Origin of the sequence: Sulfitobacter sp. EhC04, from assembly GCF_001650875.1 — a bacterium.
Lineage (GTDB): Bacteria > Pseudomonadota > Alphaproteobacteria > Rhodobacterales > Rhodobacteraceae > Sulfitobacter.
This window is the reverse complement of the sequence record NZ_LXYI01000024.1, coordinates 46838-69329: the sequence shown is the minus strand read 5'-3', so window position 1 is coordinate 69329 and position 22492 is coordinate 46838. Positions and strand designations below refer to the sequence as shown.

Here is a 22492-nt window from a genome sequence, read left to right as displayed (position 1 = left end):
GGCAATTTGCCTCAGCGCCCTCCCTGCAGGCTGACCGGGCTAGCGCCGAGCGGGCGCCGGGGGGCAAGGGGCAGGGGGGGGCCGCATCGGCGCTGGCAGGCGCGGGGGCAAGACCTTACATCGAAAAGGACGTGCCGCAGCCGCAGGCAGAGGTGGCATTCGGGTTCTCGATCACGAAGCGCGCGCCGATCAGTTCTTCGGAGAAATCAATCACCGCATTGGCCAGGAACGGCAGTGACACGCTGTCCACCACGACCTTTTGCCCCGATCCTTCCAGGATCAGGTCGTCGTCCTTGGGCTCATCCAGCGCGATGTCGTACTGAAAACCGGAACAGCCACCGCCTTCGACCGCGACGCGCAATGCCTTGCCCTGGGTGCCTGCGCCGATCTCGGCGAGGCGTTCAAAGGCGCGGGAGGTGACTTTGGGCGGCAGGTTCATGGCACGACTCCGATCTGGGCATTGCTGGGCCGGTTTTCATCCCCGGTTGCTTCCAATATAGAAGTCCACAGGACAGGCTACAAGGACCGGCCCAATGCACGCGCCCTATGCCTCTGATCCGACTCGCGCCCGGGGACGGCGCGTGCCGGAGGAGGAAAGCACCTTTCGCTCCTGCTATCAGCGGGACCGGGACAGGATCATCCATGCCAGCGCCTTTCGCAGGCTCAAGCACAAGACCCAGGTTTTTGTGGAGCATGAGGGCGATTATTATCGCACCCGGCTGACCCATTCGATCGAGGTGGCGCAGGTGGCGCGCACGATTGCCGGGGCGCTGCGGCTGAATGGCGAGCTGACCGAGGCGGTGGCGCTGGCGCATGATCTGGGCCACACGCCCTTTGGCCATACCGGAGAGGACGCGCTGCATGCGCTGATGGAGCCCTATGGCGGGTTTGATCACAACGCGCAGGCAATCCGCATCGTGACCCGGCTGGAACGCCATTATGCCGAATTCGACGGGCTGAACCTGACCTGGGACACGCTGGAAGGCATTGCCAAACATAACGGTCCTGTGACGCCCCTGCGGGGCGATGGTCCTGTGACGCCCCTGCGGGGCGATGGTCCCGTGGCTGGTGAGCTGCCCTATGCGCTGGCCGAATATGACGCCCAGCATGATCTTGAACTTCATACCCATGCCAGTGCCGAGGCGCAGGTGGCGGCGTTGTCCGATGACATTGCCTATAACAACCACGACCTGCATGACGGGCTGCGTGCAGGCCTGTTCACAGAGGATGAGATCGCGGAACTGCCGCTGGTCGGGGCGGCCTATGCGCAGGTGGATGCGCTCTACCCCGACACGGACAGCTACCGGCGGCGGCACGAGGCATTGCGCCGGGTGTTCGGCGTGATGGTCGCGGATGTGATCGACACCTCGCGCAGGGTACTTGAAGAAACTGGCGCTCAAGGCCCCGAAGACATTCGCCACCTTGGCCGGCCCGTGATCCGGTTCTCTGACCAGATGTGGCAGGACATGCAGGCGATCCGCAGGTTCCTGTTTCAGCGCATGTACCGCGCCCCGTCGGTGATGCAAAAGCGCGAGGAGGTGACGCAGGTGGTCAATGACCTGTTCCCCCTGTTCCTGTCGCAACCTGACCTGTTGCCGCGCCACTGGGCGCGCCACATTGAGGAGGCGGCGCAGGACCGCACCACGCTGGCGCGCATGGTGTCGGACTATATCGCGGGCATGACCGACCGTTTTGCATTACAGGAGCACGCGCGGTTGGTTCGCGAAGGTTGACGCAGGGAGCGGCTGACCGGCCAGCCTGATTGACTGGCCCCGCGCAGATGGTACATGGGGAACCGAACAAGAAAGACACCCCATGAACCTATTTGCCGACATCCGCGATGTAATCCTGACCTGCCTTGACCAATTGGTCGCCGATGGTGTCCTGCCCCAGGGGCTGAACACCGACCCGATCACGGCGGAACCGCCGCGTGATCCTGCGCATGGTGACATGGCGACCAATGCCGCGATGGTGCTGGCCAAGCCTGCGTCTATGAAGCCCCGCGATATCGCCGACGCGCTGGCCGCAAAGCTGGGTGACGATCCGCGCATCACCTCGGCAGAGGTGGCGGGGCCGGGGTTCCTGAATCTGCGGCTGGCTCCGTCCGTCTGGCAGGGCATTGCAGGTGCCGTCCTGGCAGAGGGCACCGATTTCGGCCGCGGCAGCCTTGGCGCGGGGCGCAAGGTGAACGTGGAATATGTCTCTGCCAACCCCACCGGGCCGCTGCATGTGGGCCATACGCGGGGCGCGGTCTTTGGCGACGCGCTGGCCAGCCTGCTGGATTTCGCAGGTTTCGACTTGACCCGCGAATATTACATCAACGATGGTGGCGCGCAGGTCGATGTGCTGGCGCGCTCGGTCTACCTGCGCTACCTCGAAGCGCATGGGCAGGAGGTTGCCTTTCCGGACGGGACCTATCCGGGCGATTACCTGATCGCAGTGGGCGAGGCGCTGAAGGACAAGGTGGGCGAGGCCTATCTCGACAAGGGCGAGGAGTTCTGGCTGGAGGAGGTGCGCAACTTTTCCACCGATGCGATGATGGACCTCATCCGCGCCGACCTGAAGTCACTGGGCGTCGAGATGGATGTCTTCTATTCGGAAAAGTCGCTTTACGGCACCGGCCGGATCGAGGCGGCGCTGGCCGATCTCAAGGGCAAGGGCCTGATCTATGAAGGCGTGCTGGAGCCGCCAAAAGGCAAGAAACCCGAAGATTGGGAGCCGCGCGAGCAGACCCTGTTCAAATCGACCGAGCATGGCGACGACGTGGACCGCCCGGTGATGAAATCCGATGGCGGCTGGACCTATTTCGCGCCTGACATTGCCTACCATTATGACAAGGTGCAGCGCGGGTTCGACCTGTTGATCGACGTCTTCGGCGCCGATCACGGCGGCTATGTCAAACGGATGAAAGCGGCGGTTTCGGCGCTGTCGGGGGGCAAGGTGCCGCTGGACATCAAGCTGACGCAGCTGGTGAAACTGTTCAAGAACGGCGAGCCGTTCAAGATGTCGAAACGGGCAGGGACATTCGTGACCCTGCGCGACGTGGTCGATCAGGTGGGGCCGGATGTGACCCGTTTTGTCATGCTGACCCGCAAGAACGACGCGATGCTGGATTTCGATTTCGACAAGGTGCTTGAGCAGTCGCGCGAGAACCCGGTCTTCTATGTGCAATATGCCCATGCGCGGGTGGCTTCCGTGATGCGCAAGGCCGGGGAGGCAGGCAACATGGTTGACGATGCGGCCCTGGCACAGGCGGACCTGAGCCTGCTGGATCACGAGGCCGAGATTGCCTTGCTGCGCAAGATCGGCGAATGGCCCCGGTTGGTGGAAACCGCCGCGCGCACCAATGAGCCGCATCGGGTTGCCTTTTATCTCTACGAACTGGCCGGAGAGTTCCACGGACTGTGGAACCGGGGCAACGAGGTGCCCTCCCTGCGGTTCCTGCAGGAAGACAACCCAAAGGCCACGATGGCAAAAATTGCGCTTGCCCGGTCCGCAGCGATTGTAATTGCGGCAGGTCTTGGTATTCTTGGGGTCACTCCGGCGCAAGAGATGCGATAACGCACGAGCAACGCCGCTGACAGGCAACCCCATATCCAGACCCGCGCGGCGATGTATCTCGCGGGCAGTGAGGCAAAAATGGCAGATTTCACCTCTTCCCCCATGGCGGGGGATTTCTCCTTTGAATCCGCAGCCGATTCCGGTCTGACATCAACCGCCAGAAGCTTGAAAAAGCTGACAAATCTGGCGGGTGCGGTGGTGTCGCTGGCGCTGGTCGCGGGCATCGGGGTCTGGGGGTATAAACTGCTTGTCCGCGATGTCAGCGGCATTCCGGTGGTCCGGGCGGCCAGCGGCGAAATGCGCATCCGTCCCGAAGATCCGGGCGGCGAACTGGCCGACCATCAGGGATTGTCGGTCAACGTGATCGCCGCCGAGGGCAGCGCCGGCAAACCTGCCGATCAGCTGCGTCTGGCCCCCAAACCTGTCGATCTGTCGGACGAAGATCAGGTTGTTCAGGCGGCCATGGTGACAGATGCGCCACAGCAGCAAACCCCCGCCGCCGCACCTGCGGCAGAAGTCTCGGCGGATGAGGTGGCAAGCGCCCTTGAATCTGGCGACGTGGATGATCTGGTGGCCAAGCTGACAAACGGTGTGACCCCGCTTGCCGAGGTCGACGATGAAACCGACGCGATTGTGGCCGAGGTCACGCAGGACGTGGTGGCCGAAGTTGTCGAATCCGAAGAACGTCAGGCCAGCGTGATCGACGGCCCCGGCGTGCGCCATTCCCTGCGCCCCAAGAGACGCCCCGCCACCCGCGCGGTTGTCACCCCCGCCGCGCTGACGACCCAGACCGCCGATGCCGCATCCGAGGAAGTGGACCCTGCCAGCCTGCCCGCCGGGACCCGGCTGGCGCAACTGGGGGCCTTTGACAGCGCCGAGGTCGCGCGCGAACAATGGGGCCAGCTACAGACCCGGTTCAGCGCCTATCTGGGTGACAAGAAGCGTGTTGTGCAAAAGGCCTCCAGCGGCGGGCGTGTGTTCTATCGCCTGCGTGCCATGGGGTTCGAGGACATCGCGGATGCGCGCCGTTTCTGTTCGGCGCTGGTGGCGGAAAATGCCGATTGCATTCCGGTGGTGACGCGCTGATGCCCCCCTCCGGGGCGACTCCAAAGCGCCCCTTCGGGGACACCTCTACGCGCCCCTTCGGGGCGACAACAACGCGCCCCTTTGGGGCGACAATCCTCGACGCGGACGGGCTGACCCTCTCTGCCGAGGAAAAGGCGTTTTTCCGCGATATGCGGCCCTTTGGCTTTATCCTGTTTGCCCGCAATATCGACAACCCGGATCAGGTTCGCGCGCTCTGTGATCAGATGCGCGAAGCGGCGGGGCATGAGGCGGTCATCACCATCGACCAGGAAGGCGGGCGCGTACAACGCCTGCGCGCGCCGCATTGGCGTGAATGGCTGCCGCCGCTCGATTTTGTGGCCATCGCCGGGCAGGGCGCGGAACGGGCAATGTACCTGCGCCACCGCATCATCGCGGATGAGCTTGCCGTCCTTGGCATCGACAGCAACTGCGCGCCGATGGTCGATGTAGCCGGCCACCAGACCCACCAGTTCCTGCGCAACCGCTGTTATGGCAGCGATCCGGCGCGCGTCGCCACCCTGGGGCGTGCCGCAGGCCAGGGCATGCTGGACGGCGGCGTGCTGCCGGTGGTAAAACACATTCCCGGCCATGGCCGCGCCACCATGGACAGCCATTTTGACCTGCCGCGCGTGGGGGCCGCCCATGCGGATCTGACAGAAGTGGACTTTGCCCCGTTCAAGGCGCTGAACGATCTGCCGATGGGGATGACCGCGCATCTGGTCTATGACGCGATTGATGCCGAACCTGCGACCTGCTCACCCGCTGTCATGACCCTGATCCGCGAAGAGATCGGTTTCGACAACCTGATCATGACAGACGACCTGTCGATGAAGGCGCTGGCGGGCAGCCATGTGGACAGCACGCGGGCCGCACTTGCGGCGGGCTGCGACGTGGCGCTCTATTGCAACCAGCCGCTGGCGGACCGGATCGCGGTGGCAGAGGCGGCAGGCGAGATGACGGATGCCGCTCAGACCCGCGCGCTGCGTGCCCTGTCGATGCGCAATGGCCCCGATGACGTTGACATTCCCGCACTGGAAAGCGAACTTGAAGCGCTTTTGGGCGGGACGGGGCATGGCTGAATCCACATTCGAGGAAGATATTGTTTCGGTTGCCGAAAGGCGGGCCGCCGAAGCGCTGATTGTCGATGTGGATGGGTTTGAGGGGCCGCTGGACCTGCTGCTGACCCTCAGCCGCACCCAGAAAGTCGATCTGCGCAAGGTGTCGGTGCTGCAACTGGCGCGGCAATACCTGGCCTTTGTGGACAAGGCCAAGGCGCTGCGGCTGGAACTGGCTGCCGATTACCTGGTCATGGCGGCCTGGCTTGCGTTTCTTAAATCGCGCTTGCTGCTGCCGCCGGACCCGACCGAAGAAGGACCCTCGGGCGAGGAACTGGCCGCACATCTGGCGTTTCAGCTGGAACGGTTGCAGGCGATGCGCGACGTCGCCGCCCGGCTGATGGCCCGCGACCAGCTGGGCCGCGATTTTTTCGCGCGCGGCCAGACCCACGAGGTCCAGCGCGTGCGCCGGGTGACCTATACTGCCACCCTGCTGGACCTGATGCAGGGCTATGCACGCATCCGCACCCGCGACGAATTCCGCCCCTTTGTCATGGACCGCGACGCGGTCTTTACCATGGAACAGGCGCTGGAACGGATGCGGGGGTTGATCGGCTATGCCGGGGACTGGGGCGACTTGATGAGCTATCTGCCCGAAGGCTGGGAAAGCGACCCGGCGCGCCGCCGCTCTGCCACGGCCTCGACCTTTGCCGCCTCTCTCGAACTGGTCAAAGAGGGCCATCTGGAGATCCGGCAATCGGAGAGTTTTGCCCCGATCCAGCTGCGAAAAAAGGATGAGCCGCGTGGCGGATGATATTGAAGAAAAAGAAGAAAGCCTGTTTGAAGCCCCCCCGATGGCGGAACAAGAACGCATGATCGAAGCGGTGCTTTTCGCCACTTTCGAGCCGATCACGCTGAAAGAACTGGAGGCGCGGCTGCCGCATGGCTGTGACGCGGGCGAAGCGATGCTGCATCTGCGCCGCCGCTACGAAGGGCGTGGCGTTCAGGTTTCCAAGGTTGGCGATGGCTATGCGATGCGCACGGCGGCGGATCTGGGCTTTCTGATGCAAAAGGAAACCGTCGAGGTGCGCAAGCTGAGCCGTGCCGCGATCGAGACCTTGGCGATCATCGCCTATCACCAGCCCGTCACCCGCGCCGAGATCGAGGAGATCAGGGGCGTGTCGGTCAGCCGGGGCACGGTGGACCAATTGCTGGAACTGGAATGGATCCGCTTTGGCCGCCGCAAGATGACACCGGGCCGTCCGGTGACATTTGTCGTGACCGAAGGTTTCCTTGACCATTTCGGGCTGGAGAACGCCCGCGATCTGCCGGGATTGAAGGAATTGCGCTCTGCCGGGTTGCTGGAAAACCGGCCACCGCCCGGCACCCTGCCGCTGATGGGCGAGGGCGAGGACGAAGAAGAGAGCACGGAAGGCCAGAGCGAGCTATTCGAGGATTGACGCCGATTGCAGGTTTTCGGCGGTTTACGCCTGAAAATCGCCGCATTACGTGTTATATAGAGTGTCGAGGCAATGAGGGGTCAGTCAATGAACCAGATTATCAACATGATTATCCGCCAGGTCATGCATCAACTGGTGCGGCGCGGCGTGAACGCCGGGTTTGATCAGGCGTCCAAGGTCGGCAAGCGCCGCAATCAGCCCGAAATCGACGAGGATGGCAACCAGGTGCAGCAGCGCCAGTTGACGCCCCAGGAACGCGCGGAGCGGCGCGCCCGTCGGCAGGCGCGGCAGGATACCGGCCATGCCAAGCAATCCATGAAGGCGATGCGCCGCTTCTCGAAGTTCTGAAGCGGTTTACTGGCGAGGGTATCTTGCGCGGCCTATGCTGCGAAGGGATATTTTTTTGCCTATAGCGACCGGCCTTTAACCTGAATCATCCTGTGACACGAATGTCCCGAGAGCGCCGCAGGCGCGGCAGGGTATTCGTCTCTCAAGTTTAAGGTCGGACGCTCTAAAAGAGCGGGGGTGTCAGGCAGGTTTGAAATGTTTGCTGAGTTTCAGCCCCTGTCCCTGATAGTTCGACGCGATGCCCGCGCCATAAAGCTGTGTGGGCCGTTCGGTCATCCGTTCGTAGATCAGCCTGCCCACCACCTGGCCATGTTCCAGCACAAAAGGCGCTTCGTGGCAGCGGACCTCAAGCACGCCGCGTGAGCCTGTGCCACCCGCTGCGGCATGGCCAAACCCGGGATCGAAGAACCCCGCGTAATGCACCCGGAATTCGCCCACCATGGCCAGATATGGGGCCATTTCAGCGGCAAAATCCGGCGGAATCGTCACCGCCTCGCGGCTGACGAGGATGTAGAATGCGCCGGGATCAAGGATGATATGCCCTTGGGTGCTGTGGACCTCTTCCCAGAAATCCGCCGCTGCGTAATGGCCGATAAGATCAAGGTCGATCAGGCCGGTATGGGGCTTGGCCCGGTAGCCCACCAATGTCGTGCCAGGCAGCTTCAGATCAACGGAAAAGCCCAGCCCGTCGTCGATCACCGGTTTGCCATCCACCAGCGGGGTCTGATCATGCAGGGCGCGCAGGGCCGCGTCGTCCAGCATCGCATCGCCCCGGCCAAAGCGGATCTGGTTCAGGCGCATGCCCGGCCGCACCAGCACGGAAAAGGAGCGCGGGCAAATCTCGGCATAAAGCGGCCCGGTGTAGCCCGGCGCGATCCGGTCGAATTCGGTGCCGCCATCGGTGATCGTGCGGGTCAACAGGTCAAGCCGCCCGGTCGAGCTTTTGGCATTGGCCACAGCGGAAGTACCGGCAGGCAGCGACAGCGCCTCCATCAGCGGCACGAGATAGACGCAGCCTTTTTCCAGCACCGCGCCCTGGGTCAGATCAACCTCATGCATCTGGAATTCGCTCAACCGATCCGCGACGCTGTTGCCGCGCCCGGCCAGAAAGGAAGCGCGCACGCGAAAGGCGCGGGTGCCCAGGCGCAGATCAAGACTGGCAGGCTGGATCTGACCGGGAAGGACGGGTTGGGACGCGCTGATCTGACCTGCGTCGATCATGTCGCTGATCTGCTGGTTGGGGATCACGCCATGCATCACATCGCTCATCGGGTCGGGCCTTTCAAAAACAAACGCCCGCGAACCACAGGGGGTGCGGGCGTTCGGATTGTTTGGTCGGGCTAGCAGGACTCGAACCTGCGACCTTCCGTCCCCCAGACGGACGCGCTACCAGGCTGCGCCATAGCCCGAACTCAGGCGGTTCATACCTGATCTTGCCCGGCGTGCAAGAGGGAATTGCCACCCTGAACATGGGGATCAGCTGTTTGACGGGGGGCTGCCGCCGTTGCGCCTGCGGGCGGCCATCGAATCACGCAGCGTTGTCAGCCGTGCCACCAGCGGTTCAATCCTGGCGACATTGTTCCGATTCAAGGATCCCAGCCGATATGCCGTGGTCAGAACGGCGGGGATCGCATCAAAGTCCTGTTCCGCTGTCAGCGCCAGATCGGGCAGGACACGCGGTTTCGGCGCGGGCGGCACCATTTCTTCGGGTGGGTCGGCTGGGGCCGACTGCGAGGCGGGCGTTGATTGCGGGGCATCTGCCTGCGGGGCAGGCGCTTCGCCACCCTGCGTCGCCCTTGGCGGGGTGTTGTCGGAAATGTCAGCCGGGCCACCGTCCAGCGGGCGGCGCAGAAAGGCGGGCAGGGCCTGCCTGTCTTCGGGGGCCGCTGCGGGGGCGTCCGGTTCCGGGGCTTCCGGTTCCGGGTCGGGGGTGTCGGCCTGCCGTATGTCTGCCGGTTCCTCCGCCATCGGTTCGAATTCCGTCTCCGCAACATCTTCGGCCATCGGGGCCTCTTCAACGGGCGCGGGGTCTTCGACTGGTTCGGGATCGTTTCCGGCGGGCGCAGCGTCGTCTTGCTGCTCCGGCTCAGACCTGTCGGCGGACACGTCCGAAGCTGGCACGGACGGGTCTGACGGTGTCGCGCTGGCCGCATCATCGGGTATCGGAACATCCGGGACAGCGGCGGGGGGCTGTTGCGCTGCCTCAATTGACTCATCAGCGGCTTCAGGCGCTGTATCTTCTTTGTCTTCAACGCCTTCCGGGGCTTTGTTCACGTCTTTGTCTGCCGCGGATTCAAAGCTGAGCACAACGCCCTTTTCCGGCTCCACCGGTGCTATCGGCGGTGGCGGTGCGGCGGCTTCCGGCATGTCTTCTATCTGGGAGGCCGTGAGTTCATCCAGCGGCGCCGACATGGCGGCGACGTGGTTCATGCCTTCCTCCCGGAGGATCTTCTGAACGCCCTTGATGGTCAGTCCGTCGTCATGCAGCAGTTTCTTGATGCCGCCCAGAAGTTGCATGTCACCGGGGCGATAGTATCGCCGTCCGCCCGCCCGCTTGATCGGTTTGACCTGCGTGAACTTGCTTTCCCAGAACCGCAGGACATGGGCCTGGATGCCCAGCCAGTCGGCCACTTCGGAAATGGTACGGAACGCGTCGGGCGATTTGGCCATGAGATCAGGACTTGTTGCCGTCGGCGACGCGGTCTTTCATCAGATGGGATGGGCGAAAGGTCAGGACCCGGCGCGGGTTGATCGGCACTTCTTCTCCGGTCTTGGGATTGCGGCCCACGCGGGCGGTCTTGTCACGGACCGAAAACGTGCCAAAAGACGAAATCTTGACCTGCTCTCCGACGACCAGCGCGTCGGACATGTGCTCCAGAACGGACTCGACAAGTTGCGCGCTCTCGTTGCGCGATAGACCCACTTCGCGAAACACAGCTTCGCTCAGATCCATGCGCGTCAAAGTCTTATTCGACATTCAATCCCCCATTTATTTTCGGCAACTTTGGCTGCAGTGGAATTAGAAGTCAATATCAATGACTTGTGTGGCGCTGTTTCGGCGGAAATTTCCGCCAGAATAACAGGCGCTTACCACCTGAGAACGACAGCACCCCAGGCCAGGCCGCCGCCGATCGCCTCCATTACCAGCAGGTCGTCCTGCTTGATCTGGCCACGGTCACGGCCAACGGACAGCGCCAGCGGAATAGAGGCCGCCGAGGTGTTGCCGTGGTCCTGCACCGTCACAACCACCTGCGACATTGGCAGGTTCAGCTTGTTCGCGGTGCCCTGGATGATGCGGATGTTGGCCTGATGCGGCACGATCCAGTCCACATCCCCGGCGGTGACGCCTGCACGTTCCATCGCCGTCGTGGCGGTGGCTGCCAGCTTGCCGACCGCGTGGCGGAACACCTGATTGCCCTGCATCCGAAGATAGCCGACAGTGCCCGTGCTGGTGCCGCCGTCGACGTAAAGCAGCTCGCGGTGCCGCCCGTCAGAGTTGAGATCGGTCGAGAGGATGCCACGGTCCTGCGCGGTGCCCTCGCCGGTCTGCGCCTCAAGCAGCACAGCGCCCGCACCATCACCGAACAGCACGCAGGTTGAACGGTCGGTCCAGTCCATGATGCGGCTGAAGGTTTCCGACCCGATCACCAGAACCCGCGAGACCTGGCCCGAGAGGATCAGCGCGTTGGCATTGGCCAGGGCAAAGACAAAGCCCGCGCAGACCGCCTGCACGTCAAAGGCAAAGCCGCGCGTCATGCCAAGTTGGGCCTGCACCATGGTTGCAGCAGAAGGAAAGGTCAGATCGGGGGTAGAGGTCGCCAGGATGATGGCATCAACGTCGTCCGCGCCAAGGCCAGCATCGTCCAGCGCTGCCTGGGCAGCGGCAGTGGCCATTTGCGAGGTGTTTTCATGATCGGCCGCAAAATGGCGCCGTTCAATGCCCGAACGGGATCTGATCCATTCATCATTGGTGTCCAGCGTGGCCTCGAACTCCGAATTCTCGACAATCCGCGAAGGCAGGTAGTGGCCGCAGCCAATGACAACAGATCTGGTATTCATATGGGCGTCTCTTCGGTCGGCAGCGTGGCGGCGACGCGTGCGGCAAGTTTGTCGTTAAAGCGGCTCTCGGAGAGCTGCGCCGCCAGCTTGATCGCCGCAGATACGCCGGTTGCATCGGCAGAGCCGTGTGATTTGACCACCGTGCCATTGAGGCCGAGAAATACGCCGCCATTGACCCGGCGCGGGTCGATCTTGTGGCGCAGGCGCATCAGCGAGGTATAGGCCAGCAGCGAGGCCAGCCGGGACAGGGGCGAATATTTGAACGCCTCGCGCAGCCGGTCGCCGATCATGCTGGCGGTGCCTTCGCCGGTCTTGATGGCGATGTTGCCGGTGAAGCCGTCGGTCACGATCACGTCTGCCGCATCGCCTGAGATATCGCCACCTTCGACAAAGCCGACAAATTCAAACCCGGCCTGATCGCGCTGGTCGCGAATCAGGTCATAGGCCTCTTTCAACTCGGCGCGGCCCTTGTGCTCTTCGGTGCCGACATTCAGCAGCCCGACACGGGGGCGGGCGATGTCCATGCCATTGCGGGCATAGGATGTTCCCATCAGCGCGAACCGCAGCAGGTCATCCGCGTCGGCGCGCACATCCGCGCCCACGTCCAGCATCACGTTGAAGCCCTGCGGGTTGGACGACGGGTAAAGCACCGCGATGGCGGGCCTGTTCACACCCGGCAGTTTCTTGAGCCGGATCATCGACAGCGCCATCAGCGCCCCGGTATTGCCGCAGGACACCGCCACGGCGGCCTCGCCCGTGCGCACCGCCTCGATCGCGGACCACATTGAGGTGTCCTTGCCGGTACGTACCACCTGGCTCGGCTTGTCCTCCATGGTCACGACATCGGCGGCATGCCTGATCTCGCAGCGGCCTTTCAGCTCGCGCCGCTTGGCGACCAGCGGTGCCAGCTGCGCCTCGTCCCCGTGCAGGACAAAGGCGATATCAGGATTGAGCTTTGCAGACAGCGAACACCCGGCAACAACGGCTGCCGGGCCTTCATCACCCCCCATGGCGTCCACGGATATCAGGGTGCGTCCGGCCTTCGCTGCGGTATGATCGGTCGGGGCCGTCATGGGTGCGAATGCCTTTTTATGATCTGAATTCAGTCAGCGCCGGCTCAGGCCGCGTCGTCTTCCAGTTCGATCTCGTCTGCCAGGGCGACCACCTCTGTATCATCGTAGTGACCGCAGGCGGCACAGATGTGGTGCGGGCGCTTCAGCTCGCCGCAGTTGGAACATTCGTTCGGGTTCGCAGCCGAGAGCGAATCGTGCGCGCGGCGGTTGTTGCGGCGCGACTTGGAAACTTTATTCTGCTGGACAGCCATGTCTGGTGCCTTTGTCGGTTCGGGGCTGTGCACCATGGGCGCAAACAGCCGTGTTTCAATCGACCCCTTATCGGGCGTGACGCCGCTTTAGGCGAGAGGCCATGCATTGTCCAACCTTAATTGGGGTGAGGGCGGCAAAATACCGCGAAAATGCCCCGATGCAAGCAGGTATTTCGCGTTGTGCCGACCCGTCGGCAAGGACCAACCGAAGGCGGTGTTCAGGGGTCTTCCTTTTTCAGCTTTGCCTTCAGATCGGCCAGCCCGGCAAAGGGTTTGGCGTCGTCGTCCGTCATCGGCGCCTGGCCCGGTTCGGTATAGACCATCTGCACCGGCTCGGCCCCCTCGGCACGGGGATAATCCGGCACCGCCAGGGCCAGCGCCTCCTGCATGACGATGGCGGGGTCGATCCACTGGCCCAGCGGTTCGGTGCTGTCATCCTCGGGCATTTCGGCCTCCGGCTCCTCGGGGTCGACATACCCGGTCACGAATTGGCGCGTCACATCCGTGTCGATGCGGGTGGTGACAGGGGCCAGCGTGACGACGCAGGGCTGCACCACCGTGGCACCCAGCCTGCCGGTCAACTGCCAGTCGCTGCGGCCCAGCGGGCTGATCCGCCCTTCAAAGCTGAGTTTGCGCAGGGCGCTGAGGTCGAGTTCTGCCGCGATCCGCTCCAGCGCCACCTTGTCGGGGCGCAGGGCAAAACCGTTTTCGGCGCTCTGGGACAGCTCAGAGACGCGGATGGCAGTGTCGCTTGGGGGCTTGGGGGACATGAGAGGCCTGTTTTCGTTTCTTGAACCGGAGGGGGTCCATGGTGTATGCGAAATAAAGCCAGACCAAACAAGGGCAAGAGGGCAGGACAGATGCACAGGACCAACAAAGCCAGCGTGATGGCATTGGCGCTTGCCGGGATCTTCGCCCTGGGCGCATGTTCACCGCAGTACCGCAACCACGGTTATGTCCCCCCAGAGGAGGATCTGCAGCAGATCCAGGTCGGTGCGGATACCAAGGATACGGTTGCCGAAAAGATCGGCGTGCCTGCCTCCTCCGGTGTGCTGACCAACTCCGGTTACTACTACGTGCGGATGCGCACCCGGACCATCGGTCCGCTGGCCGCCAAGGAGATCGACCGCCAGGTGGTCGCAATCAGCTTCTCCGAACAGGGCGTGGTGCAGAACGTCGAACGCTTTGGCCTGGAAAAGGGGCAGGTCGTGCCGCTGACCCAGCGTGTCACCTCCTCGCCGGTGAGCGACAAATCCTTTATCCGGCAGCTTCTGGGCAACATCGGACGCTTCAACCCGGCCGGTCTGGCGGGCTGACATCATGGTGTCATATCTCTTTGGCAGGTCGTCACAGGGGCGGCAGTGCAAGGGGAGCATGAACCGGTGATGCATCTGAACAAGGGACGATACCGCGCACGCACCGCCGAGGGGTCTGCCGATGTGGTGGCGGCCCAGCGGTTGCGCGCCTTTTGTTTCGGGCTGGATGCAGCACTTGATGTGGATGCCTTTGACAGCCAGTGCACCCATGTGCTGATCGAGGATACTGCCAGCGGCACGCTGGTGTGCTGCTATCGGCTGCTGACCCTGCGGGGGGCGGAACTGCCCCGGTCCTATGCTGCACAGTTCTACGAACTCAGCGCGCTTGAATCCTACGAAGGCCTGATGATGGAATTGGGCCGATTCTGCGTGCATCCCGACTGGCGCGACCCCGACATCCAGCGTGTCGCCTGGGCGGCGATGACCGACCTTGTGGATGCGGGCGGGGTCCAGATGCTGTTTGGCTGCTCCTCCTTTGCCGGCACGGAAACCGAAGCCTATCTTGACGCCTTTGCCATGCTGCGCGCGCGCCATCTGGCCCCCAAGCGCTGGCTGCCCCGCGTGAAGGCCCCGGATGTCTTTCGCTTTGCCGCCCGGCTGCGGCGCAAGCCTGACCTGAAAAAGGCGATGCTGCGGATGCCGCCTTTGCTGCGGACCTATCTGATGATGGGCGGCTGGGTCAGCGACCATGCGGTGGTGGACCGTCAGATGAACACGCTGCACGTCTTCACCGGGCTTGAGATCGGCGCGATCCCCGCCGCCCGCAAGCGCCTGTTGCGGGCCTTGGTCTAGGATATTTTTGGCCAAAAAGAGGAGGGGCGTTGATTTCCCCTCAAGGTGACGCTAGCAGCGGCCCATGGCACGTGCACCCCTTCTTCAACTGAATGAAATATCGCTCACCTTCGGTGGTGATCCGGTGTTCGAGGACCTGTCTCTGGTCGTGCAACCGGGCGACCGGGTGGCGCTGGTCGGGCGCAACGGGTCGGGCAAATCCACCCTGATGAAGGTCATGGCCGGGCTGGTCGAGGCCGACAGCGGCGAGGTGATCGCGGGGCCGGGCGTTTCCGTGGGCTATATGGAACAGGACCCGGATCTGAGCGGCTTTGACACGCTGGGCGATTTTGCCGCCCATGGGCTGGACCCCGGCGAGATGTACAAGGTCGAGCGGGCAGGCGAGGGGCTGAAGTTTGACCCCGCGCGCCCGGTGGCCACGGCCTCGGGCGGGGAACGGCGGCGCGCGGCGCTGGCGCGGCTGATGGCGCAGGCCCCGGAACTGATGTTGCTGGACGAGCCCACCAACCATCTGGACATCGAGGCGATCGGCTGGCTGGAAGAAGAGTTGAAAACCACGCGCACCGCCTTTGTCATCATCAGCCACGACCGTGCCTTTCTGCGCGCATTGACGCGCGCAACCCTGTGGATCGACCGGGGTCAGGTGCGGCGACAGGAAAAGGGGTTCGGCGATTTCGAGACCTGGCGCGACCAGATCTGGGAAGAGGAAGACAGCCAGCGCCACAAGCTGAACCGCAAGATCAAGGCAGAGGCCCGCTGGGCGGTCGAGGGCATCTCGGCCCGGCGCAAGCGCAATCAGGGCCGGGTGCGCGCGTTGCAAGACCTGCGCGCGGAACGGGCCGGTCAGATCAGGCGGCAGGGCACGGCGGCAATGGCGCTGGATGCAGGCCCGAAATCGGGCCGCAAGGTGATCGAGGCCGACGGCATCGCCAAGGGCTTTGGCGACAAGGTGATTCTGCGCGACTTTTCCCTCAAGGTGCAGCGCGGCGACCGGATTGCGCTGGTCGGCCCAAATGGTGTGGGCAAGACCACACTGCTGAACATGATGATCGGGGCGGAGCAGCCCGACGCGGGCCGGGTCACGCTGGGCACCAACCTTGAACTGGCGCTGTTCGATCAGGCGCGCGCACAGTTGGACGGTGACATGTCGCTTTGGGATTCGCTGACCGGCGATCCGGACATGCGCGTCAGCGGCAAGGCCGATCAGGTGCTGGTGCGCGGCCAGCCAAAACATGTGGTGGGCTATCTCAAGGAATTCCTCTTTGACGAGGCGCAGGCGCGGGCGCCGGTGCGGTCCCTGTCGGGGGGCGAAAAGGCGCGGCTGCTGCTGGCCAAACTGATGGCGCGCCCGTCCAACCTGCTGGTGCTGGACGAACCCACCAACGATCTGGATGTGGAAACGCTCGACCTCTTGCAGGAACTGCTGGAAACCTACGATGGCACGGTGATTCTGGTCAGTCACGACCGCGATTTCCTGGACCGTGTCGCCGCCACCACCATCGCGATGGAAGGCGACGGGCGCGCCACGGTCTATGCCGGGGGCTGGACCGATTATCTGTCCCAGCGCGGGCAGGACGATTTTTCGCAAAGTGTGGTCAAGGCAAAGGACGCCCCGGCGCGGGAAAAGACCGCTAAGGCGCAGAAAACCGGCCTGAGCTTTACCGAAAAGCACCGGCTTGAGGCCTTGCCCGCCGAGATCGCGCGGCTGGAGGCCGAGATTGGCAAGCTGGAGGGGCTGTTGGCCGACGCCGAGTTGTTCACCCGCGCGCCGGTGAAGTTCAACAAGGCGACGCAAGCCCTTGTGGAACGTCAGGAAAAACTGTCCGCGGCAGAAGAGGAATGGCTGCTGCTGGAAGACAAGGCAGAGGCCTGATCCGCGCCCGGCGGCGCGGCGGCAAGAGCGGCGTGAAAGGATCACATCATGGCTTGGCTACTTCTTATTCTGGCGGCGGTTTTCGAGGTCATGTTCGCGATGGGCATGAAGATGTCGAATGGCTTCACCCGGCTCACACCGTCGCTGGTGACCATCGTGGGGATCATCTTTGGCCTGTGGTTCCTCGCCCTTGCGATGAAACATCTGCCGGTTTCCATCGCCTATCCGGTCTGGACCGCGCTTGGGACGTTGGGGACGGTCGCTTTGGGCACGCTGCTGCTGGGCGAGGCGATGACCCCGCTCAAGGCGGTCTCGGTGCTGGCCATCGTCGGCGGCGTGATCGGGCTGAAAATCTCCGGCGGCTGATCAGATCGGCCGCGCCGGCACGCCGGTAACGGTCTGCCCGGCAGCTACATCGCGGGTGACCACGGCACCGGCCCCGACGATAGCGGTCTCGCCGATCGTGATCCCCGGCATGACAATCGCCCCGGCACCGATCCAGACGTTCCGGCCAATCGTCACCGGCAGGGCAATTTCCAGTCCTTCCGCGCGTTTGACCGGGTCCTTGTGGTGCTGGGCGCAAAGGATCTGCGCGCCGGGGCCGATCATCGTGTCATCCCCGATCACCACCTGCGCGCTGTCCAGGATCACGCACCCCGCGTTGATGTATATCCGCGCTCCAAGGTGTATGTGACAGCCATAGCTGGCGTGAAACGGCGCTTCGATCAGGCAATCCGGACCATGGGCGGCAAAAAGCCCCCGCAGCGGCGCGCTGAGGCTCTCGCGCGCACCGGGGGCCATGTGATTGTGCTGATGCACCGCCTCCCGCGCGGTCCGGCGCAGGGCGTCAAGCTCCGCATCAAGGCAGGAGTACCATGCGCCCGCCGCCATTTTCTCCCGCGCAGTCTGCATCACCGCTCAACGCATCCGCAGCGCGCCGTCCAGGCGGATCACCTCGCCGTTCAGATAACCCATCTCGACGATGAAACCGGCCATCCGCCCGTATTCCGAAGGATCGCCCAGCCGCGCGGGGTTGGGCACATCGGCGGCAAGGCTGGCCTGCACGTCTTCGGGCAAGCCCGCCAGCATCGGCGTCTTGAAAATACCGGGGGCAATGGTCATCACGCGGATGCCCTCCTTGGCCAGATCACGGGCCATCGGCAGGGTCATGCCCACGATACCCCCCTTGGAGGCGGCATAGGCGGCCTGGCCCTTCTGCCCGTCAAAGGCGGCGACAGAGGCGGTGTTGATGATCACACCGCGCGCGCCATCGGGTTCGGGGTCGTTGCCTGCCATGGCCTGCGCCGCCAGCCGCGCGATGTTGAAGCTGCCCACCAGGTTGATGTCGATGGTGCGTTGGAAATCGCCCAGCGGATGCGGCCCGTCGCGGCCCAGCGTCTTGATGCCAAGGGCGATACCGGCACAGTTCACGGCGGCAGTGATCTTGCCCATCTTCTGGATGGCCAGCGCGATAGCGGATTTGACAGATTCTTCATCCGTCACATCCGTTTCCGCGAAGTGACCGCCAATCTCGGCGGCGACCTGCGGCCCGCGTGTGGTGTCGCGGTCCAGCAGGGTGACCTGCGCGCCGCGTGCGGCAAAGTGGCGGGCGGTTGCCTCGCCCAGGCCAGAGGCCCCTCCGGTGATGATGGCGGCGGTGGTGTCGAGCTGCATGTGGCCCCTCCCGGATATGCAATTGAACAGGGGGTCAGATGATCATGGGCAGCGGCGGTGCGCAAGAGGATGCCAGCACAGCCAGGTGCCGCCGGTTGGTTGCGCCCGCGCCCCGCTGCGCTGCTTGAACCGGTTCAGGCCGGCTGTGCGCCGGTGCAGCAGGCCAAGGTCGAGGGTCAGGTGGCCCTTTGCGGCCAGCCAGTCGCAGGCCGTGATCAGCAGCAGGTTGTGGGCATGGCATCTGCGCCCTTCGGCAGAGGTATGGCCGATGTGATAGGTGGCCCCGGCGCCGTGGCGCAGGAACAGCATCTGCGCCACCACCCGGCGCCCGTGCCGGGCGGTGAACAGACGGGTCTGCGCCGGGGCCACGGCGGCAAAGGCGCGGGTCAGGGGCAGGGGCCAGCCCGCATAGCCGCGCTGCGCGCGCTGCCGTGCCTCTGCCAGCAACAGCGGGTGGCTCGGATCGGCTGGCATGGGTGCATGCGACAGATGCAGGCCCGCGCGCCCCGCCTTGCGCCACTGGTTGCGCCATTTCGGATGCAGACGGGCGATGCGCTGGCCGGGATCGGGGCAGAGGTCCAGCACGGCCCTCCGCTGCGCGGCCATCAGGCGCAGGGCGCGGGGCAAGTGGCAGGGCACCTCCGGCGACAGGATCAGCGGATGGCGGTGCAAATCTGCCGCTGCAAGCTGTTCGAACAGATCATCCGGCGGCACTGTACGCGGCAGCATGTTGACAGGCAGACCCAGAATGCGACGATGCAGGATCATCAGCCCACCGGGCAGGATCACCGGAGAGGCGCCGCACAGCCGCAGGGCGGCGGCAAAGGAGGGGTCCTGCATCAGCGGCGTGTCGGTTGGAGGGGCGGTATCGCGCATGCCGCGATTTGAGCGTGAAAATGGTTAATGCCACGTTTCGCGTGTGGCCTGGCCGGGTGACGGGCGGGGCTGGTCGAAGAGCCGTCGTCATCCTGACCGTAGAGGTGTCATCGTCACCATGGAGGTGGCAACGTCACCACAGAGGCGTCATCCTCGGACTTGATCCGAGGATCTCTGCCAGGAAGGACCCAAATTCAAGAGGTCCTCGGGTCAAGCCCGAGGATGACGGTGGGGGGAAAGGGGTGCGAGGTCCTCGGGTCAGGCCCGAGGATGACGGTGGTGCAACGGCGCAGCGGCGTTTCACTGAACCGGTGAAAACGTAAGTTGCGGCTGTCCCGCACCTGCCGCGTCAGCCGATCTGCACCAGCGCATGGCGCTTTTTCCCCGCCGACAGTTTGATCGGGCTGGCCAGTGCCTTGGCATCCAGTATCAGCCCCGCATTGGTCAGCGGCTGATCGTCCAGCCGTGCGCCGTTTTCGGCAATCAGGCGCTTGGCCTCCTTGCCGGACCCTGCCAGCCCGGATTTCACGAGCAGTTGCACGATGGAAATACCATCCCCCAGATCGGCGGCAGAGAGCGTCAGGGTGGGCAGGTCATCGCCAATGCCGCCCTTCTCAAAAACCTCGCGCGCGGTGGCCTCGGCAGCGGCAGCCGCTTCTGAACCATGCAGCAGCGCGGTGACCTCATTGGCCAGCCGCACCTTGGCCTCGTTGATCTCGGACCCCGCCAGCGCGCCCAGACGGTCGCATTCATCGACCGGCAGCTCGGTATAAAGCTTGAGGAACCGGCCCACATCCGCATCCGTCGTATTGCGCCAGAACTGCCAGAATTCATAAGGTGACAGCATGTCGCCATTCAGCCAGATCGCGCCGGACTGGGATTTGCCCATCTTCTTGCCATCCGAGGTCGTCAGCAGCGGTGAGGTGAGGCCATAAACCTCGCCATCAATCACCCGGCGGGTCAGGTCGATGCCATTGACGATATTGCCCCATTGATCGCTGCCGCCCATCTGCAGGATGCAGCCATAGCGGCGGTGCAGCTCCATGAAATCATAGGCTTGCAGGATCATGTAGTTGAATTCGAGGAAGCTGAGGCTCTGCTCGCGGTCCAGCCGCGATTTGACCGATTCGAAGGAAAGCATCCGGTTGATGCTGAAATGCCGTCCGATGTCGCGCAGGAAATCGAGGTAGTTCAGCCCGTCCAGCCATTCGGCATTGTTGATCATCAGCGCGTCCGTGGGGGCGTCGCCATAACTCAGGTAAGCGCTGAACACGCGCTTGATGCCCGCGATGTTGTCGTCAATCTGCTCTGGCCCCAGAAGCGGGCGTTCATCGGCGCGGAACGACGGATCGCCCACCTTGGTGGTGCCGCCGCCCATCAGGGTGATCGGCTTGCCGCCGGTCTTTTGCAACCAGCGCAGCATCATGATCTGGATCAGCGAACCGACGTGCAGCGATTTGGCGGTGGCGTCGAAACCGATGTAGCCCGGCTGCGCACCCTTCAGCATGGCCTCGTCCAGCCCCTGATAATCGGTGCAATCGGCCAGAAAGCCGCGTTGCATCATCGTGTGGATGAACTCCGATTTGGGGTGATAGGTCATGATGTCTTGCCTCGGGCTGGGATTGCGGGGCATCTATAGGCGCAGCAGGATCAAAGGGAAAGGCCTTGGACGGCAACATGAGCAGGGCCATCGGGAAAACGGGCGTGGTGACCGCGCTGGGGGCGATGTCGGGCACATCGCTGGACGGCGTGGATGCGGCGGTGCTGCGCACCGACGGCCGGCAGATCACGTCTTTCGGCAAGAGCGGTTATCGCGCTTATTCCCCGCAGGAGCGGGCGGTTATCGCGGAAGGTCTGGGCAAATGGGCGGGGCCGGAAGTGCAGGCGGCGGCAGAGGTCGTGGAAGCCGCGCATCTGGAACTGCTGGGTGGCTTTGGCGCGGTGGATCTGATCGGCTTTCACGGCCAGACGCTGGCCCATGCGCCGCGCAGCCGCGGGACCTTGCAGGTGGGCGATGGCGCAGCATTGGCGCAGAAGCTGGGCCTGCCCGTGGTCTGGGATTTCCGCAGCGCCGATGTGCAGCTTGGCGGCGAAGGCGCGCCGCTGGCGCCGTTCTTTCACCACGCCTGCGCGCGGTTCGCGGGCATCAACGGCCCGGTGGGATTCCTGAACCTTGGCGGCGTGGGCAACCTGACATGGGTGGACCCAGGCATCGAGGCACCGGAGGCAGAGGGGGCCTTGCTGGCCTTCGACACCGGGCCCGCCAATGCGCCGCTCAACGATCTGTTGCAGGCGCGGCTGGGTCTGCCCTTTGACGAGGGCGGCAGGATCGCGCGGCGGGGCAGGGTGGAAACCGGCGCGCTTGAGCTGTTCCTGGCCGAACCCTATTTCGCGCGTATCCCGCCCAAGTCACTGGACCGCAACGATTTTGCCGAGATGGTGGCGCTGGTGAGCGAGCTTTCCGATGCCGATGCCGCCGCCACGCTGACGGCGATGTGTGCCGCCGGTGTGGCCGAGGCGATGCAGCACTGCCCGCGCCCGCCCGCACGGGTGCTGGTTACCGGCGGCGGGCGGCACAACCCGGTGTTGATGCAGATGCTCAGCGTTTCGCTGGAGTGCCCCGTGGTGCCGGTGGAGGAGGTCGGGTTGGATGGCGACATGCTGGAGGCGCAGGCCTTTGCCTATCTCGCGGTGCGGGTGGCGCGGGGGCTGCCCACGTCCTGCCCCGGCACCACCGGCGTGCGCGCGGCGGTAGGCGGTGGCACGGTCAGCATGCCGGGGTGATCTGATCCGACGTGATCCGAATGCCTGCGCTGCGCGCAGACGACATTATTGATTTGCGCTGCGGGCCCACCATCCCAGGAAGGTCTGGCGCCGCCCTTGATTGATCTCTTTCATCGCACCAGCCATCCGTCTTCCCAAGCACAATAGCCGTATCCCCTTCGGGGGCCCTCGGCGATTGTGTTTGGCAATCCGGTTGGCTGGTGCCCTGACGTTCTCAAGTAAGGGCGGCGCCAGACCAGGGATGTAACAGCGTCCCGCCTTTACCCTGAAGCATATCACTTCGC

General features: G+C 63.9%; 24 protein-coding genes and 1 tRNA gene. 12 read left to right on the top strand and 13 right to left on the bottom strand.

Annotated elements, in window-relative coordinates; translation table 11 throughout:
* Positions 1-115: 115 nt before the first annotated feature.
* The gene (locus A8B82_RS12290) at positions 116-439 is read right to left on the bottom strand and encodes a HesB/IscA family protein (protein ID WP_067292709.1); all 324 of its coding nucleotides are present in this window, start codon (positions 437-439) and stop codon (positions 116-118) included.
* A gap of 94 nt (positions 440-533) precedes the next feature.
* Here A8B82_RS12290 and A8B82_RS12285 point away from each other — a divergent pair, with 94 nt between their 5' ends.
* The 7 genes from A8B82_RS12285 to A8B82_RS12255 all read left to right on the top strand — a co-directional run bounded on the left by A8B82_RS12285 (position 534) and on the right by A8B82_RS12255 (position 7510).
* Positions 534-1733 carry a deoxyguanosinetriphosphate triphosphohydrolase gene (locus A8B82_RS12285; RefSeq protein WP_067292706.1) on the top strand — a complete coding sequence of 400 codons (1200 nt, stop codon included), beginning with the start codon at positions 534-536 and terminating at the stop codon, positions 1731-1733.
* A gap of 82 nt (positions 1734-1815) precedes the next feature.
* A complete protein-coding gene (gene argS, locus A8B82_RS12280) occupies positions 1816-3561 on the top strand; it encodes an arginine--tRNA ligase (protein WP_067292703.1) in 1746 nt (581 codons plus the stop codon).
* A gap of 78 nt (positions 3562-3639) precedes the next feature.
* Positions 3640-4647 carry an SPOR domain-containing protein gene (locus A8B82_RS12275; RefSeq protein WP_082899279.1) on the top strand — a complete coding sequence of 336 codons (1008 nt, stop codon included), beginning with the start codon at positions 3640-3642 and terminating at the stop codon, positions 4645-4647.
* The gene (gene nagZ, locus A8B82_RS12270) at positions 4647-5726 is read left to right on the top strand and encodes a beta-N-acetylhexosaminidase (protein ID WP_082899278.1); all 1080 of its coding nucleotides are present in this window, start codon (positions 4647-4649) and stop codon (positions 5724-5726) included. Before A8B82_RS12275 ends, nagZ begins: the two co-directional genes overlap by 1 nt.
* Positions 5719-6516, top strand: coding sequence for a segregation and condensation protein A (locus A8B82_RS12265; RefSeq protein WP_067292701.1), 798 nt, complete (start codon positions 5719-5721; stop codon positions 6514-6516). Before nagZ ends, A8B82_RS12265 begins: the two co-directional genes overlap by 8 nt.
* A 40-nt stretch (positions 6517-6556) precedes the next feature.
* Positions 6557-7162: an SMC-Scp complex subunit ScpB gene (scpB, locus tag A8B82_RS12260; protein ID WP_443069341.1), complete on the top strand. Its 606-nt coding sequence runs from the start codon at positions 6557-6559 to the stop codon at positions 7160-7162.
* Between the two features lie 87 nt (positions 7163-7249).
* On the top strand, positions 7250-7510 hold the full coding sequence (locus A8B82_RS12255) for a hypothetical protein (protein WP_067292696.1): 261 nt from the start codon (positions 7250-7252) through the stop codon (positions 7508-7510).
* A 180-nt stretch (positions 7511-7690) separates the two neighbouring features.
* Here the strand turns inward: A8B82_RS12255 and A8B82_RS12250 are convergent, their stop codons facing one another.
* The 8 genes from A8B82_RS12250 to A8B82_RS12215 all read right to left on the bottom strand — a co-directional run bounded on the left by A8B82_RS12250 (position 7691) and on the right by A8B82_RS12215 (position 13663).
* Positions 7691-8767, bottom strand: a complete 1077-nt coding sequence (locus A8B82_RS12250; protein WP_067292736.1) for a 2'-deoxycytidine 5'-triphosphate deaminase — start codon at positions 8765-8767, stop codon at positions 7691-7693.
* Between the two features lie 75 nt (positions 8768-8842).
* Positions 8843-8919: transfer RNA gene (locus A8B82_RS12245), tRNA-Pro, on the bottom strand.
* Between the two features lie 67 nt (positions 8920-8986).
* On the bottom strand, positions 8987-10180 hold the full coding sequence (locus tag A8B82_RS12240; RefSeq protein ID WP_067292693.1) for a MerR family transcriptional regulator: 1194 nt from the start codon (positions 10178-10180) through the stop codon (positions 8987-8989).
* Between the two features lie 4 nt (positions 10181-10184).
* Complete coding sequence (gene ihfA, locus A8B82_RS12235) at positions 10185-10487, bottom strand: integration host factor subunit alpha (protein WP_067292690.1); 303 nt, start codon at positions 10485-10487, stop codon at positions 10185-10187.
* A gap of 110 nt (positions 10488-10597) precedes the next feature.
* Entirely contained in the window at positions 10598-11569 is a 972-nt protein-coding gene (locus A8B82_RS12230) for a beta-ketoacyl-ACP synthase III (protein WP_067292687.1), read from the bottom strand.
* On the bottom strand, positions 11566-12642 hold the full coding sequence (gene plsX / locus A8B82_RS12225; protein ID WP_067292684.1) for a phosphate acyltransferase PlsX: 1077 nt from the start codon (positions 12640-12642) through the stop codon (positions 11566-11568). Before plsX ends, A8B82_RS12230 begins: the two co-directional genes overlap by 4 nt.
* A gap of 44 nt (positions 12643-12686) precedes the next feature.
* Entirely contained in the window at positions 12687-12893 is a 207-nt protein-coding gene (gene rpmF, locus A8B82_RS12220; RefSeq protein ID WP_067292734.1) for a 50S ribosomal protein L32, read from the bottom strand.
* Positions 12894-13111: 218 nt separating this feature from the next.
* The gene (locus tag A8B82_RS12215) at positions 13112-13663 is read right to left on the bottom strand and encodes a YceD family protein (protein WP_201120805.1); all 552 of its coding nucleotides are present in this window, start codon (positions 13661-13663) and stop codon (positions 13112-13114) included.
* A gap of 90 nt (positions 13664-13753) precedes the next feature.
* Between A8B82_RS12215 and A8B82_RS12210 the strand changes: the two genes are divergently transcribed.
* The 4 genes from A8B82_RS12210 to A8B82_RS12195 all read left to right on the top strand — a co-directional run bounded on the left by A8B82_RS12210 (position 13754) and on the right by A8B82_RS12195 (position 17240).
* A complete protein-coding gene (locus tag A8B82_RS12210; RefSeq protein WP_067292681.1) occupies positions 13754-14209 on the top strand; it encodes an outer membrane protein assembly factor BamE in 456 nt (151 codons plus the stop codon).
* Positions 14210-14278: 69 nt separating this feature from the next.
* Complete coding sequence (locus A8B82_RS12205; RefSeq protein ID WP_067292679.1) at positions 14279-15001, top strand: GNAT family N-acetyltransferase; 723 nt, start codon at positions 14279-14281, stop codon at positions 14999-15001.
* 64 nt (positions 15002-15065) lie between these two features.
* Positions 15066-16874 (top strand): ABC-F family ATP-binding cassette domain-containing protein, encoded by a 1809-nt coding sequence (locus A8B82_RS12200; protein ID WP_067292677.1) that lies wholly within the window; start codon positions 15066-15068, stop codon positions 16872-16874.
* Between the two features lie 48 nt (positions 16875-16922).
* A complete protein-coding gene (locus tag A8B82_RS12195) occupies positions 16923-17240 on the top strand; it encodes a DMT family transporter (RefSeq protein ID WP_067292674.1) in 318 nt (105 codons plus the stop codon).
* Here A8B82_RS12195 and A8B82_RS12190 read toward each other — a convergent pair whose 3' ends face one another.
* From A8B82_RS12190 to tyrS, 4 genes are all read right to left on the bottom strand, one after another.
* Complete coding sequence (locus A8B82_RS12190; protein WP_067292672.1) at positions 17241-17786, bottom strand: sugar O-acetyltransferase; 546 nt, start codon at positions 17784-17786, stop codon at positions 17241-17243.
* Positions 17787-17792: 6 nt separating this feature from the next.
* Entirely contained in the window at positions 17793-18548 is a 756-nt protein-coding gene (locus tag A8B82_RS12185; protein ID WP_067292669.1) for a 3-hydroxyacyl-CoA dehydrogenase, read from the bottom strand.
* Positions 18549-18590: 42 nt separating this feature from the next.
* Positions 18591-19424, bottom strand: coding sequence for a GNAT family N-acetyltransferase (locus A8B82_RS12180; protein ID WP_067292666.1), 834 nt, complete (start codon positions 19422-19424; stop codon positions 18591-18593).
* A gap of 349 nt (positions 19425-19773) precedes the next feature.
* Positions 19774-21024: a tyrosine--tRNA ligase gene (gene tyrS / locus A8B82_RS12175; RefSeq protein WP_067292663.1), complete on the bottom strand. Its 1251-nt coding sequence runs from the start codon at positions 21022-21024 to the stop codon at positions 19774-19776.
* 77 nt (positions 21025-21101) lie between these two features.
* On the opposite strand from tyrS, the gene A8B82_RS12170 reads away from it, so the two are divergent.
* The gene (locus A8B82_RS12170; RefSeq protein WP_067292729.1) at positions 21102-22208 is read left to right on the top strand and encodes an anhydro-N-acetylmuramic acid kinase; all 1107 of its coding nucleotides are present in this window, start codon (positions 21102-21104) and stop codon (positions 22206-22208) included.
* Positions 22209-22492: the final 284 nt, after the last annotated feature.